At 41.2% G+C, this 14,298-nt stretch carries 17 protein-coding genes; 8 read left to right on the top strand and 9 right to left on the bottom strand.

The annotated features are described in order from the left end of the window. Positions 1-8: 8 nt before the first annotated feature. Positions 9-398 (bottom strand): response regulator, encoded by a 390-nt coding sequence (locus tag AC2CZC_RS22875; RefSeq protein WP_063364171.1) that lies wholly within the window; start codon positions 396-398, stop codon positions 9-11. Between the two features lie 158 nt (positions 399-556). Between AC2CZC_RS22875 and AC2CZC_RS22880 the strand changes: the two genes are divergently transcribed. Continuing rightward, positions 557-796: a Rho-binding antiterminator gene (locus AC2CZC_RS22880; RefSeq protein ID WP_063364172.1), complete on the top strand. Its 240-nt coding sequence runs from the start codon at positions 557-559 to the stop codon at positions 794-796. Between the two features lie 5 nt (positions 797-801). Here the strand turns inward: AC2CZC_RS22880 and AC2CZC_RS22885 are convergent, their stop codons facing one another. Further along, positions 802-1,266, bottom strand: a complete 465-nt coding sequence (locus AC2CZC_RS22885; RefSeq protein WP_063364173.1) for a GNAT family N-acetyltransferase — start codon at positions 1,264-1,266, stop codon at positions 802-804. Between the two features lie 272 nt (positions 1,267-1,538). Next, complete coding sequence (locus AC2CZC_RS22890; protein WP_231098174.1) at positions 1,539-2,306, bottom strand: MBL fold metallo-hydrolase; 768 nt, start codon at positions 2,304-2,306, stop codon at positions 1,539-1,541. A 246-nt stretch (positions 2,307-2,552) separates the two neighbouring features. On the opposite strand from AC2CZC_RS22890, the gene AC2CZC_RS22895 reads away from it, so the two are divergent. The 4 genes from AC2CZC_RS22895 (at position 2,553) to AC2CZC_RS22910 (ending at position 8,404) form a co-directional block, all read left to right on the top strand. Next, on the top strand, positions 2,553-3,533 hold the full coding sequence (locus AC2CZC_RS22895) for a DUF4097 family beta strand repeat-containing protein (RefSeq protein ID WP_484585577.1): 981 nt from the start codon (positions 2,553-2,555) through the stop codon (positions 3,531-3,533). A gap of 210 nt (positions 3,534-3,743) precedes the next feature. Further along, positions 3,744-5,906 carry an ATP-binding protein gene (locus AC2CZC_RS22900; RefSeq protein WP_484585578.1) on the top strand — a complete coding sequence of 721 codons (2,163 nt, stop codon included), beginning with the start codon at positions 3,744-3,746 and terminating at the stop codon, positions 5,904-5,906. A gap of 247 nt (positions 5,907-6,153) precedes the next feature. Next, positions 6,154-6,888: a glutathione peroxidase gene (locus tag AC2CZC_RS22905; RefSeq protein ID WP_484585579.1), complete on the top strand. Its 735-nt coding sequence runs from the start codon at positions 6,154-6,156 to the stop codon at positions 6,886-6,888. Positions 6,889-6,955: 67 nt separating this feature from the next. Further along, the gene (locus tag AC2CZC_RS22910; protein WP_484585580.1) at positions 6,956-8,404 is read left to right on the top strand and encodes a dihydrolipoyl dehydrogenase; all 1,449 of its coding nucleotides are present in this window, start codon (positions 6,956-6,958) and stop codon (positions 8,402-8,404) included. Between the two features lie 30 nt (positions 8,405-8,434). Here the strand turns inward: AC2CZC_RS22910 and AC2CZC_RS22915 are convergent, their stop codons facing one another. From AC2CZC_RS22915 to AC2CZC_RS22925, 3 genes are all read right to left on the bottom strand, one after another. Beyond that, complete coding sequence (locus tag AC2CZC_RS22915; RefSeq protein WP_484585581.1) at positions 8,435-9,187, bottom strand: substrate-binding periplasmic protein; 753 nt, start codon at positions 9,185-9,187, stop codon at positions 8,435-8,437. 278 nt (positions 9,188-9,465) lie between these two features. Beyond that, the gene (locus AC2CZC_RS22920; RefSeq protein WP_484585582.1) at positions 9,466-9,765 is read right to left on the bottom strand and encodes a hypothetical protein; all 300 of its coding nucleotides are present in this window, start codon (positions 9,763-9,765) and stop codon (positions 9,466-9,468) included. Positions 9,766-10,004: 239 nt separating this feature from the next. Then, entirely contained in the window at positions 10,005-10,211 is a 207-nt protein-coding gene (locus tag AC2CZC_RS22925) for a hypothetical protein (RefSeq protein ID WP_063364180.1), read from the bottom strand. Between the two features lie 188 nt (positions 10,212-10,399). Between AC2CZC_RS22925 and AC2CZC_RS22930 the strand changes: the two genes are divergently transcribed. From AC2CZC_RS22930 to AC2CZC_RS22940, 3 genes are all read left to right on the top strand, one after another. Then, on the top strand, positions 10,400-10,939 hold the full coding sequence (locus tag AC2CZC_RS22930) for an isochorismatase family protein (RefSeq protein WP_484585583.1): 540 nt from the start codon (positions 10,400-10,402) through the stop codon (positions 10,937-10,939). 101 nt (positions 10,940-11,040) lie between these two features. Next, positions 11,041-11,991: a GlxA family transcriptional regulator gene (locus tag AC2CZC_RS22935; RefSeq protein WP_484585584.1), complete on the top strand. Its 951-nt coding sequence runs from the start codon at positions 11,041-11,043 to the stop codon at positions 11,989-11,991. A gap of 99 nt (positions 11,992-12,090) precedes the next feature. Continuing rightward, positions 12,091-12,408: a hypothetical protein gene (locus AC2CZC_RS22940; protein ID WP_063364183.1), complete on the top strand. Its 318-nt coding sequence runs from the start codon at positions 12,091-12,093 to the stop codon at positions 12,406-12,408. A gap of 39 nt (positions 12,409-12,447) precedes the next feature. On the opposite strand, the gene AC2CZC_RS22945 is transcribed toward AC2CZC_RS22940, so the two are convergent. The 3 genes from AC2CZC_RS22945 to AC2CZC_RS22955 all read right to left on the bottom strand — a co-directional run bounded on the left by AC2CZC_RS22945 (position 12,448) and on the right by AC2CZC_RS22955 (position 14,249). After that, positions 12,448-12,999 (bottom strand): metal-dependent hydrolase, encoded by a 552-nt coding sequence (locus AC2CZC_RS22945; RefSeq protein WP_484585585.1) that lies wholly within the window; start codon positions 12,997-12,999, stop codon positions 12,448-12,450. A 162-nt stretch (positions 13,000-13,161) separates the two neighbouring features. Continuing rightward, the gene (locus AC2CZC_RS22950; RefSeq protein WP_484585586.1) at positions 13,162-13,725 is read right to left on the bottom strand and encodes a DUF3833 family protein; all 564 of its coding nucleotides are present in this window, start codon (positions 13,723-13,725) and stop codon (positions 13,162-13,164) included. Continuing rightward, positions 13,725-14,249 carry a chalcone isomerase family protein gene (locus AC2CZC_RS22955; RefSeq protein ID WP_484585587.1) on the bottom strand — a complete coding sequence of 175 codons (525 nt, stop codon included), beginning with the start codon at positions 14,247-14,249 and terminating at the stop codon, positions 13,725-13,727. Before AC2CZC_RS22955 ends, AC2CZC_RS22950 begins: the two co-directional genes overlap by 1 nt. Positions 14,250-14,298: the final 49 nt, after the last annotated feature.

Genomic DNA, 14,298 nt, shown 5'->3' on the forward strand with positions numbered 1-14,298 from the left:
CCAGGCTACTAACTGCATAGTTGGCCGTGCTCATCCAAAACATTAATGCGTTTAAGCTGCTGAATTAACGTTGCCATATTAAATGGCTTCACCACAAATCCATCTACTTTTTTTAATAAAATTGCCTGCACCCGTTCTTTACTGCTTTCACACGTCACCATTAAGACAGGTACTTTTGACAGTTGTGGTGTCTCTCTAATTTTACTCAATAAGGTGAGCCCGTCGACATGTGGCATATTTAGATCTGAGATAACCAAATGATACTTACGCTTGCCCAAGAGCATTAATGCCTGCTTGCCATCTGTGGCCTCGTCAATATTATCAAAGCCCAGATTTCTCAACATATTAATCATGACATGGCGCATTGATGTCATATCATCTACCACTAAAATTCTCATCTTATGTCCTTATTACGTGCATAGAATAAGTGTCGAACTACAAAGCTAGTCAATTTTTATTTGCTTGTCTAACCCCTTTACAGCCACAAAAACAGCTATCCTAAAAGGCCTTCAGCTATGGTATGGTTGATTTAAGAAGATAAAAGCGTGAACTGGCAATGAAATGTGAGCAAAGCGACTTAATTGAAATTGCATGTATGAAGTACTTCATACTGAAAGTTAAGACAGAAACTGAAGCCTTTGAGGGTAGGGCAAAAGACATTGTATACGACGAAAAGAGAATACAATGTCTAGTCATCGAACAGGGCTCTGAAGAAGTCATGATTGAGTTAGATGCCATAAAAGAGCTGACAGCTGTGACTCAAAATCCTTTTTTTGAAACCATTCGATTTAGCTAAACGGCTTACTCAGATTTAAGAGATAAAGACATAAACACACTCAAAGGGTTATCTCTGTATAAACCAAATCGCTCACAGCGGTCAAAGCCTAAAGATTCATACAGTTTAATTGACTCTTCTTGCTTCACACCTGTCTCTAAACGGATCAGCGGTATTTGAGCATCACCCGCGTAATGCAATAAAATTTGCATGATACGCTTCGACAACCCTTTACCACGATAACTAGGCTTAACATAGAGACGTTTAATTTCACCATACAAGGTTTTATCAAACTGCTTAACAATGGCACCACATGCCACAATTTCAGATTCATCTTTTAAACCAACCGCTCTCACATTTGGCTGATTCAATTCCTCTAAAGCAAGCGATTGATCACTGGCAATAGGGTAAAGGGTATTCATTAATCGATCTATTTCCGAGAATAAATCTTGTACATTAGGATCGTCAGGCTTTAGCTCTACTAGCTGCATAGGGTCCCTTTAACATTGTTATTTTGTCGCTCGCACACTGCGAAAATACACCGATATCGGTTGTAGACGTAAGCGCTTACAACGAGCCAAAAGTTAGTTTCCAAGTGCAAACATGCACATATAAACGCTAGAAGTTACTCAGGTAAACGATTCAGTGTAATCTAAATTGACGCAAGTATAACGGAAAATAGTTAAAATGTTATTAAAATGCGATTTCTTGCGTTAAATGGGTACAAAACACCCCACTATGTGCATAAATCGTTCAATTAAATTTAGCGCAAGTGAATAGCGCTTAAAGCACGTGCATATCTTAGCCCTGCACGGTCAAAATGCGCTCGATCAGACGCGCTATGGTAATGGTATACACATAAACGACTCAACAAAGCACCTGAGTACTCTCTGAGCAAGTCATCTATTCCGCTGTGACTAGGGTTGCCTGCAACCGCACAATCGTGAAATATGATTTCGCTTTTAGCAGAAACATGAGACAACAACTCAGGGATAGGGCGGGTATCTCCTGAATAAAACATCACACCGGGTAAGTGTAATGCAAATGCAGAATTAGGCGCATGGTGACGTACTGGGTATGTATAAACTTTTAAGTCTTGATGCCAAAAATACTCGCTCACAGGATGCAGTATGAATGTCTGCCACACATCTGTTTTTTCCTCGGCAAGCTTGGTATATCTGAGCATAGCGCACAACTGCGTGACTAAAGAAACGGGCACATATAATCTCACCGGTTTGCCAGCCAGTGCCGCCTTAAAATACAGTTGCTCAAGTCCACCAACGTGGTCGTAGTGCAAATGGGTAATAAAAATATGCTCAGGCAATCTATTTGAAAATACCTCAGCAAAGCGTCTTAACGTATCATGACCGCAGTCAATTAACAGCCACGGTAGATTATTACGTATCAATAAACAGGCAGAGTTCCCTAACTCCACAGAGCTTGCATCTCCCACTCCCAGAAATAGTGCAGAGTCTGGTGCCGCTGTGCATGGCGCCTCATACTGTTGTGCGAGTGCATCTGCAATTATCACCTCTTGCAATACCTTCACCTTAGCTCACTGAGTACCTTGAAAAGAATCTGCATGATTAAGTTGACCACATCGTGACACAGAATTGACGATTTTATTACTTATAACACTATATTTTGGTCAAAAAAGTCATACACCAACAGAAAGAGAAATAATAAAAGCATTAAATATCAATGCTTTATAGGTTTATTCGAATGTGGCCTTATCTTTGCTGTAATATCAGCAACAAACTCGAATAAGACTAAAAAGATGAAAAGAATAATTACACCTATTATCGCCGGTTTACTACTAAGTGGCTGCGTAGTACACGTCAACGGACATGCTCAAGATGAACTAATAGAACAAACTAAAACACTCTCTCTATCTTCAGCAGATCTAACTGAACTAAAGATAGACAACAGTGCAGGCAATATTGTTGTCAAAGGCATAGAAGACGCCACGTCTATCTCACTCACTGCACACATCATCACAGCCCCCGACAGAAGCTACACACTCACATTAGATAAGCAGGGCGATACAGCAAAACTGATTGCCAAACATGATGCATACATAGGTGTGGCTTGGTATTCAGGCCAAAGCCCGCAAATTAGTGTTGAGGTACACATGCCACAACATATGCTACTTGAAATAGATGATAGCTCTGGAGATATTTCAGTCTCTAATGTCAAAGGCATTACCATAGACGATAACTCAGGTTACATCGAACTGGCCGATATCGATGGCGAAATCAATATTGAAGATGGCTCAGGTCATATTACTGTTACCAATGCAGCAAAAGATATCCGTATTCAGGATGGTTCGGGGCAGATCACCCTAACCAATGCAAAACAAGGCATTCATATTCAAGATGGTTCTGGAGATATTAATATCAACGCAGGTCAATTTGTCTTCATTGATGATGAATCTGGCAATATCAAGCTAAGAAATATTATAGGTGAGATCACCCTTGAAGACGGTTCGGGTGAAATTGATATCATTGGAGGTCAATCGGTAACACTCAAAGATGATGCGGGTGATATAAAAATTTCGAACATAGCAAGTAATGTTACTATTGATGACGGCTCTGGTGACATCAAGGTAACGCAAGCAAGAGGCCAAGTATCTATTGAAGATGATGCCGGTGATATTGCAGTCAGTGATAGTCACGCACTGGAAATCACAGAAGATGGTGCAGGTGACGTTAAAATCTCGAATGTTTTACATGTCTCAAACCTCAATCTAGATAGATAATGAAGCACGCTGTGCTCCCAAAAATAGGGCACAGCCTTAAAAGTGACGGCTCTACAAGAAGAACTCCCTACACACTTGCTTATGCTCAAGCTGTCACTTATTTGAAAAAAATGCATAGCAATCTGGTATTGTTAATAATAATTACCTATATCCCATCCTACTCAGTTTTCATAATATAGTTCTCTTGCTTGCTAAACCAATGGGAATTCTGTGTTTAAGGTCTTTATCTCGACGTGTTTATTGTCACTTGCGACATACTGTCATCATGCGCACTCCTTGGAAGAGTTCGAACAGTACAAAGCACAGTCAGAAGCAAAAGGTAACAAAGATAGAATTGCCCTGCTAGAAGATGCACACACTTTACTCGCAGATCCGGCTTTAACTGCGAAGCAGCGCACCTACGTTTTACATCGAAGCGCATTGCATTTGGTGAGGACCAATCAATTCAGTCTAGCCGCAGAACGACTCGAACAACTTGCCGCTCATTTAGCCCAGTTTCCGGATGCTAACTTTTTGGGTAAATATCATTGGGTAGCAGGGGACTTGGCAATCTTGCTTGGTAATAACACCGACTCAAAGCACCACTTTGAGCACGCCGTTGCTCAATTTGCCAAATCAAACGATATTCGAATGCAAAGCCATGCCCATCGTATGCTAGCTAACGTACTTTCGGAACAAAAAGATTACTTTCAAGCGCTCTCTCATGTGTTTCAAGCCAAAGATACGGCAAACAAAATTAATAACGCGCATTTATTCAGTGCCGCATTAAGTACAGAAGCCAAAATCTATAGAGATTTCCACCAAATTGATAAAGCGCTCGATGTTTTAAATCAACAGTTAGAGTTTCAGCTCGGTGAACCTGATATAAGTCTTGCCCATATTTCTTCAACTTACTTCAGCTTGGCGCGTATTTATGAAAAACTTTCAGATCACCAAGCTGCAATTGACGCATTAAATAAATCTTATGAGATAGATACCAAACTAGACGATAAAAACTACATGGGGGTGACACAGCTCCATATTGCACAGCAATATATTGAGCTTAAAGATCTCACTGCGGCGCGTATTGCAATTGACAAGGCGAGTAGCCTCTTCACGATTGTTAAAAACGAGAAAAACTTAGCCAGAGCACAAGCTGTGCAAGGAAAAATAGCCTTGGCTAACGCTGAATACCCTATAGCCATCGAGCTCATTACACAGAGTTTAAAAAAACTCAGCCCACAGGATAATAAAACCCTATTTAATGAATTTAGCGTCAATCTAGGTGAGGCACTGGCCCACGAAAAGCCCACTGAGGCCATTGCGCACCTATCCCGTTTACTAGATAACGTCAGCGATGAGGATAACCTTATCGTATTGCAAAGCCTTGCTGTGGCATTTAAAAACCTCGCAGACTTTGAACAAGCTTTACATTATCAAGAGCGCGCCTTCGCCGCTAAAGAAGCAATTAACCAACAAGCCGTTACAACCCGTCTAGAAGCGAAAAAGCTAAATAGTGAAATAGGCCTAAAGCGACTTGAGGTGAATGAGTTACAAGCAGGCCTTGCGAAATCTCAACAAGACACCAAAACGCGCACGGTTGTTCTAGCTGCAGCCATCATCGTACTGACGAACTTTCTCTTGCTGTTTTATCTTTACCATTTAAAACGACGTCGCGTAATGGAAAAAGAGACTGAACTACTTAATCAGAGTCTAAGCTTGAAACAACAACTACTGGCAGATGTGTCCCATGAGTTACGTACGCCTTTAACCGTGCTCAAGTTAAATATTGAAGCACTTGAATATAATTTAACAGAAGACCCGAAAACAACGTATAAAGTGTTGCAAAGAAGGCTTGATATGCTCAATACCCTGATTGCAGATATTTATGAGTTAGCCCAAGCGGATACAGACAACCTGCGTCTTGAATTTGAACAGTGCCAAGCAAAAGCTTTATTTGATGATCTTACAATCGCCATCGCGCCCATTATTGATACCTCGGACTTAGAAGTAATCTACATCAACCAATTATCAGAACTGCTGGAAGTTGAGTGTGACATCAGCCGACTCAATCAAGTATTTAATAATTTAGCAAGAAATAGCGTACATTACACAGACAAACCGGGCCAAATCAAAATAACCGTTTTGCAGCAAGAACAAGATATCGTCTGTACTTTTGAAGACAGTGCCCCGGGTGTAAGCAACGAGGCATTAGGCCGACTATTTGAGCGACTCTATCGCTGTGACAAATCCCGCAGTCGAGATTTGGGTGGCTCCGGACTCGGTTTATCAATCTGTGAGAAAATCATTGAGTTACATCAGGGTCGTATTGAAGCAAAACACAGTGACTTAGGCGGAGTCGTGATCCAATTTACCTTACCAATCAAGTCCTAATACCATTTCAATACCATTCACTTATTATCGATTGCGGTCTTAATTCAATGGCCGCTTTTCGCTTCTCTGTATTAATAATATACCTTAGTTGATGCGCCCCTAATCAATTTGTCATTTAGCGTCTATATTTTGATAAGAGCAAAATTAACCAATCAATTTTTTTGATTGGTTCGATTAATTCAATCAAATATACAAATTACCGTTCCGGCGACATAATAACTCCATCAACTTTCGAGGAGAATATAAAATGCTAAACAATATTGAAGGCCAAAACGTACCATCAGTCACTTTCCCAGTTCGCGTAGGTGATGAATTTCAACGCATTACATCTGACGAATTATTCAAAGGCAAAACTGTCATCGTGTTTTCACTACCAGGTGCGTTTACACCAACATGTTCTTCAACACACTTACCTCGTTACAACGAGCTGGCAAATGTGTTCAAGCAAAATGGCGTAGATGACATTATTTGTATGTCTGTCAACGATACTTTTGTCATGAACGCTTGGGCAAAAGATCAAGAAGCAGAAAATGTAACGCTTATCCCAGATGGCAACGGCGAGTTCACAGATGGCATGGGCATGCTGGTAGACAAGAGTGACCTTGGCTTTGGCAAACGCAGCTGGAGATACGCAATGTTAGTTAAAGATGGCGTTATCGAGAAAATGTTCATCGAACCAGATTTACCGGGCGACCCGTTTGAAGTATCTGATGCAGATACCATGCTTGAATACATCAACCCAAATCAGAAAAAGCCAGAACCAGTTTCAATTATTACTAAACCAGGCTGTCCTTTCTGTGCCAAAGCAAAAGCGCTACTAAGTGAAAAAGGCCTAGCTTATGAAGAGTTGGTACTTGGCCAGCAAGCAAGCTTAACCAGCTTAAAAGCACTATCAGGACGTGAAACTGTACCACAGGTATTCATTGGCGGCGCGCACATTGGCGGCTCAGATGATTTAACAATTTACTTTGAAAACAACTAAATAACAGCACTGTAAAGGGGCATGACAGCCCCTCTAAACCACATTTCCAATCTTTAGTGAGGTAATAATGAAACAGCTTGAAACAGATGTCGTTGTGATTGGTGCAGGTACTGCTGGCCTAAGTGCTTATCGTAATGCAAAACAATATACACCCAACGTGCTTATGATTGAGTCCGGTAAATATGGTACAACTTGCGCACGTGTAGGCTGTATGCCCAGTAAACTGTTAATCGCCGCTGCAGAGGCAGCACATCATGTTGAACAAGCTCCTCAGTTTGGCGTCATGTCAGAACCTGCAAAGATTGATGGCAAAGCGGTGATGGCCCGTGTACGCAGTGAAAGAGATCGCTTTGTCGGATTTGTTGTTGAAGCTGTAGAGGAGTTGCCTGCTGAAGACCGTATCATTGGTCACGCTAAGTTTCTTGATGACCACCGCGTGCAAATTGATGATCACACCGTTATTACAGCTAAGCGCTTTGTCGTTGCAACCGGTTCTAGACCAAATATTCCCCCCCCATTTTTGGCATTTGGTGACAAGCTTATCATCAATGATGATGTTTTTGATTGGCAAGATTTACCAGAATCCGTTGCAGTATTTGGCCCAGGCGTTATTGGCCTAGAGCTTGGTCAAGCACTGCATAGACTCGGTGTAAACGTTAAATTATTCGGCGTAGGTGGTAATATTGGGCCACTCACAGATCCTGTGATTAGAGACTATGCCAATACCGTGTTTGCTGACGAGTTTTATGTCGATACGGATGCAAAGGTATCTGATATGAAGGTTGTAGACGGTAAAGCACAATTAACCTATGTGGACAAGCAAGGTCAGTCTCAAACTGAGCAGTTTGATTACGTGCTTGCTGCAACAGGTAGAGTACCGAATGTGGACCAGCTTGGTCTGGAAAATACCTCTTTGGAACTGGAAGATCATGGCGTGCCGATTGCAGATCCACATACCATGCAATGTGGAAATAGCCACATATTTGTCGCAGGTGATGCCAGCGACCAAATTCCATTACTGCATGAAGCCGCTGATCAAGGCACGATTGCTGGTGTGAATGCAGGGCGCTTTCCTGATATCAGAAATGGTTTACGCCGCACACCCATCGCTGCTGTGTTTAGCGATCCGCAAATAGGTATGGTTGGCGATAATTATGCACAATTGACCGCGAACTACGGCGAGTGTGGTTGTTATGAAATCGGCGAAGTTAGCTTCGAAAACCAAGGTCGTAGCCGCGTGATGTTAAAAAACAAAGGCCACATGCGCGTGTATGCAGAGCAGGGGACCGGTTTATTTTTAGGCGCTGAGTTTATTGGACCAGCGGCAGAGCACATTGCACATTTACTTGCTTGGGCTGTGCAAAATAAGATGACGGTACCGCAAATGCTGGACATGCCATTCTACCACCCAGTTATTGAGGAAGGCGTTAGAACAGCGCTTCGTAACGTCAATGCAAAATTAAAGTTCGGCCCAGACATTATCAAACATTGCTTAGAGTGTGGTCCTGGCGCATAAGTCACAAGCAATCTCGAGTGGGCACACTGCTCACTCAGTTTGGCTGTAAAAGTATTCTGGATCAAAAACTTCAGGCTGACGGCCTCTGATCACTTTCAACGCGTCATTCATTTTATCGATAATGCGCTTATCTATCGCTTTATTACACGCAAATCCCAAATAAGAAGAGCGTAGCGGCATCACAATGCGATAGTGCTTCGGATTTATCCCAGCTCGCTTAAACTGATAACGCGCAATGACGTCACCATACGCGATAAGATCTATGCGTTTTAACTTTAACATTTGTACCAGCTCGAAACCGGATGCCAAAAATACCAAGCTCTCTTTATCAACTCCCAACTGACGCAACAACTGATGACCAATGTCATTTTTTACCACCCCAATTTTTAAGTCGCCAATGCTTCTTAGGTTCGGTAAATGATAATCTGTTTCTTTGTGACCAATGATGGCCACATGGTTATCCATCGTAGGACCAATAAATTGAAACAGCCTTGCTCGCTCTTCAGTGTAAGTCATTGAGAATATGCAGGCGTTATTATTTGATAAAGTCATTTGATAAGCTCGAGGCCAAGGCAATAACATCACCTCGTTGTCATCGAATTTCCACCCTAAGTCACGATAAACGAGCTTTAATGCTTGGATCGCAATACCTTCAACTTGGCCATTCACATGATAATTAAAAGGCGGGTAGTCTTCTGTGAACCAAACAAGGTTAGGCCCTTTAGCAACAGCGTGCTGCGCTAACAACAGCATCAATATGTAAAACGCGAACTTAGGCATCATATGTTTCCTCGCTTCACCTTAAAGTGTAGATGCTCACACGAGGTTTGTAAGGCCTATCTCCGCAAATTATCAATCAACTAAGCAGCCATTTAATTTAAGCATTCCACTGAGTACAAGCTATAATAGATCATCCATCACAGCTTAAGTCAACGAGATTAAAGTTGCTGGTAAGTTATCTTGGTACGCTTAATTCATCAGCAAATTCGCTCTAAATAATAAACCAATTATCACCTCATATTGCCTTACAAGGCAGACTAGTTTTTACTTTGGAGCCGATTTTAATGAGGATGTTTTCCAGCTAAGAAAAATTCGACTTTTGCACATTGCTTGCAAGCAAACATATCCAGCTGCTCTTTATTGACAAAGAACTCGGCCAGATTACCTAACACACCCCAACGCATCCCTTCATGGAACTCCTTGGTACCAATAAATGTGAGTGGAATATCACACCTTAAACAACATAAAGCGGCAGTGCTTGCGCTCACAGGCTTTTCACCCCTGACGCAACTGCAATTCCAGCAGACCTCAAATGCATCATCATCAATGTGAGTATGGCAATTTTCGCAAGTCCAAGTCATTTCTAGGCCCTTTTGTTTAAAAATTATGAGATACCAACATACCATCACATAATATGGTTCTAAACAACAAAATATACTTATAGGAACAAGCGATCGTGCTTAACCGCAAACGAAAAAGGCAGCTTACGCTGCCCTTTGATTACTTTGCATGTGACTATGCTTTTTTAATCGCTTTTTTTAACTTTTTGATCTTTGCTTCGTGCTTTGCAATTTTTTTGATACGTTGCTTAACTTCTTTTTTAAGTTGTTTCACTTCTACTTTTTTCGCCATTTTGATCTCCTTTTAGCGCCTTTTGCTTCGGCTTGTGCTTATTTACAAACCGCTTGATAAACTTTCTGATCTCTTTGGATGAGCTGGTATCTAGCTCATTACATAAAGCAACAAACTCATCTCTTTGGGCCTTATTGATCCGCACAATAAGTTGCGCGTCTTTATTCTTTGCCATTTACAACCTCTTTTTGTATATACAAAAGTATATACATTAACCATCTGTGTCAATGATTATTCTGCACAATATATGCCCAACTATAGTGTGTCTTATTTTGTCCTATGCTTGTCATGAATAGGTATCTACGCGCATTGTCTCACTCTTTATACTGGTCACAACAACGTAACCGTAATAGGACAAGCTCCATGAACAAAGCGCTTATCATTATTGATACACAAGATTCTTTTTTTGAAACTGATTATTGGCAGGAAAAAGACTTCACCGACTTCAAAAAAAACCTAGGAAGCCTAGTTGAGCACTTTAACAGTGCTAACTTACCAATTATCAAAGTGCTGCATAGCCGAGAAGATATGCCTGACAGCCCATTCAACCCTGCTTCAGGCTTAGTTAAACCCATGGATTTTTTACCAAGATCATTTACAAAAGTGTTTTACAAGTCAGTACACAATGCTTTTACAGATACCGGATTAACGACATGGTTGAAGCGATACAACATCGATACAGTCGTGATCACCGGCATACGAACTGAACAATGCTGTGAAACCACAGCAAGGGTCGCTTCCGATCTCGGTTTTAATGTTGAGTTTGTCACCAAGGCTACATTGACCTTTGACATGAAATGTCCGATCACCAATAAACTCTACTCTGCAGAGGAGCTGAAAGCCAAAACCAACTTAGTGCTTGCTAAGCGCTTTGCTTCCATTCAAGATCCCAGTGATTACTAATACTGTGAAATAGTATACTTTTTAAAATTCATACGAATCATATTGCCTAATGAAAAACTATCTATGCATTTCATCAGGCAAGTTATAGGTAGCACTCAATCGTGACCATATACTTTGTATTACTCGCAGATACACTGCCTCTGGATTTTGCAGGACCATTGCAGGTATTTTTAGAAACCAAACGCTTAGGCATACAATTCGAAGTTAAATATATCAGTGCGACGACACAGCTTAACTGTGATGGCGGACTGCAACTGCATAACCTAGCACCTTTGCCCACTGAATTAGCTTGCGATGATATCATTGTGCTTCCGGGCTGCCATGATGCGTTTTCTGCATATACGACACAAGATGCTGATAAAACCATTCAATGGCTGAAAAACACGGTCACTAAGCAGACAGTTTTAACAATTTGTTCAGGCTCTATACTTGCTGCAAAAGCAGGCTTATTAGCCAACAAATCATGCACAACGCATTACCAACTCATCAATAAAATGCGTATCGCTTTTCCTAACTGCCAAGTATTAGACAATAGAATTTTTGTTGAAGATGACAATATCATAAGCAGCGCAGGGATTAGCTCGGGTATCGACATGGCAATCTATTTTGTTAGTACTCGGTTCACAGAGCATATCGGTGCACAAGTAGCGCAAGAAATGTTAGTCTATTTCCGTCGAACTGGCCAAGACCCTCAGCTCAGCAGCTGGCTACAGTATCGTAATCATATGCACCGTGGTATTCATAAAGTACAAGATATGGTGTGTAGCAACGTCGACAAACACTACTCCTTGGCACAACTTGCCCACACAGCATGTTTATCACAACGACAGTTGAGCCGCTTATTTTCCATTCATTTGGGAATAACCCCAAGAGAGTACCTTCAACACATCAAAGTGGGCCATGCTCAGCAACTGTTAAAGCGTAGCAATCATAGTATTGAACTAGTCGCACAGCACTGTGGATACTCGAGCAGTCGTCAATTTAGGCGAGTCTTTACCCAAACGACTCATATGAGCCCTCAGCAATTTCGTCAGCTACACTGTGATGCTTAAACCGCTTTATGCGTCATATCAATACCTTTATCAGATAATAAATTTATATTATCTTTAGGAATGTCTAAACTCAAAGAAATCAATACTGCTGGAGTGTTTATGAGTGACCTATTACTCTATATACAATTGCGATTAGAACCAGGCTGCATGGGGCCGCAGGGTAAAGATCATATCGAAGCATTTTGCAAAAAAGAAAACGCTTCTCCGTGGCAAAATCAGTTCGCCACAGTGAGCGTTGTACCCAGATATGATAAGACCCTACCAGAGTGGGAATATAGAGTAAAAAACAAACTGCTTAGCACGGAACAAGCAAATAAGTTTATCTCAATGCACGACACGACAAAGCCTGAATTAGAAGACGACATAGAGTCACATATGGCAGAAGAAATTGACGCTTATATGCAGGGTAAACTCTAGTCTGTTGGCATATGCGTAAAAAACCATGATATGAACCAGTCACTTTTTTATGTATTTTTCATACATATTAAACACCTCAGCGTTTATATGGCGACCAAAGATCTCAAAAAATGAGATTTTCTTGGTTGCACTGATATAAACGCAGACCAGCACTAACAGCACAGTTATCAATTGATTTTGCCAAGCATTTAATTCCCATTGCCCAGACCAAGTCAAAGTAAAATCAGTGGAAAAAGGATAGAGATATTGAATAGGCCATTGAAAACCGTCAGGGCCTTTTGAACCGAGCACATCGCATATAATATGTAAATGAAAACAAATGAATGACAGGCACCACATACTTACCTTATGCGACTTTGCTAAAACAGCACATATCGATGCTATCAACAATGCAGCTAATAAATTATGCCCTAATACATGATGATATTTACCATACAGGTTAGTTTTGGCAAAGATGAGATCGACAACGACCCCTATGCCATCGAGGTCAGGCGCTACCCCAGAGAGACTAGCAAGTACACGATTTCTCCGATTTTGTAAAACTGTGGCAGACAGTGCCCAGCTCAATAAAAAATGCGTTGCTGGCGCCATTTAATAATCCTAATCATGCGTCAATGAATGGAGTAAGAATATAAAGGGAACAGGAAAAATTTATGCTGAATGTACGTGTTGAAAGTTTGCGTTGGAAAGACTTGTAGATAGTATAAAGTGTGCAGGCTAAATGCACACTTTATGAAACGATAAACGGCTTAGTTATGGGTGTAAAGCCCCTGTACAGCCTTTGCTAACTTCTGTATTTTGCATGAAAATTGTCACTTCAGCCATCACCAAACCAAACTTTTTGATGTAGGAGCGATTCATCAAGGTACACTTATCAAAGGCCCACATCCAATCGTCAAACACAACTCGGTAAGTGGTATCATCGACAGGCAAATCCATCTCATATTGCCATCTCAAAGCGTTGCCGTATACAGTACCAATAGCAGTCGTTGCAATATCCGGTGCGTTACCCGTAAACCCATTATTATCATTTTTGATTGTCCAGACACGCTGCTTAACACCATCACCGTAACCATAAGTGAACGCTTCATCCAAGACCAGTTCACCAACATCATTAACCGCGCCATCAATACGCACCTTAAAACGTTGTACCAGCTCACCACTGCGATTTTGCACAATACCCCATGCATTGACCTGCCCATCAAAAAAATCATACACATCGATGTTTGGCGTCATATTTTGATATTCATCGCTTTGTACTGAGCTACGACAAGCCGATAACAATACTAAAGCGCAAAGTAATACAACCAGTTTCATTATTTTTCTCCTAGTAACTTCAAGCGCATTTTTGGCTCTGTGGTTTTTTCACTCAGCCAGATATCGAAAAACCACTTAGTAAAATTTTGATCTGTAATTTCCCCAAGTAACTTTTCAGAGTCATAAAAACGTGTTGCACCATTTTCATCTCGTACACCATAAAGTGAGTAGTTTTCTGTTACATCAGGAAAAATTTGTTTCATCTGCAAAAGCCATTTTTCACCAAGGGCTTCATCATTGAACCCTTGCTTCTGCATCTCTTCTAATGATCGCTTTGCTATCTCTTCGCCATCTAAATCTCTTAAATAGGTGAGTTGAAGCACAAAAGGAGCGAGACTGTTATAGCTACCAGAAGGGGAATAGAGGCTAATATCGTACACATCCCAGAATAAATACGTCATACGCGCCGTTTGGCCAACTTGTGTCATGCCTTTTGTTAGGTCTAGTCCGTGATTATCTTCACTCACGGCCATTCCACTCACCAAAAGCAGCATTGCCAGCAGGCTATTTTTAAACTGTTTCATTTTTAATCCATCATTTATGTTCAACAGCTTATACGCAACGGTGGTCAGG

The sequence above is a fragment of the Pseudoalteromonas sp. MMG033 genome (assembly GCF_057197785.1).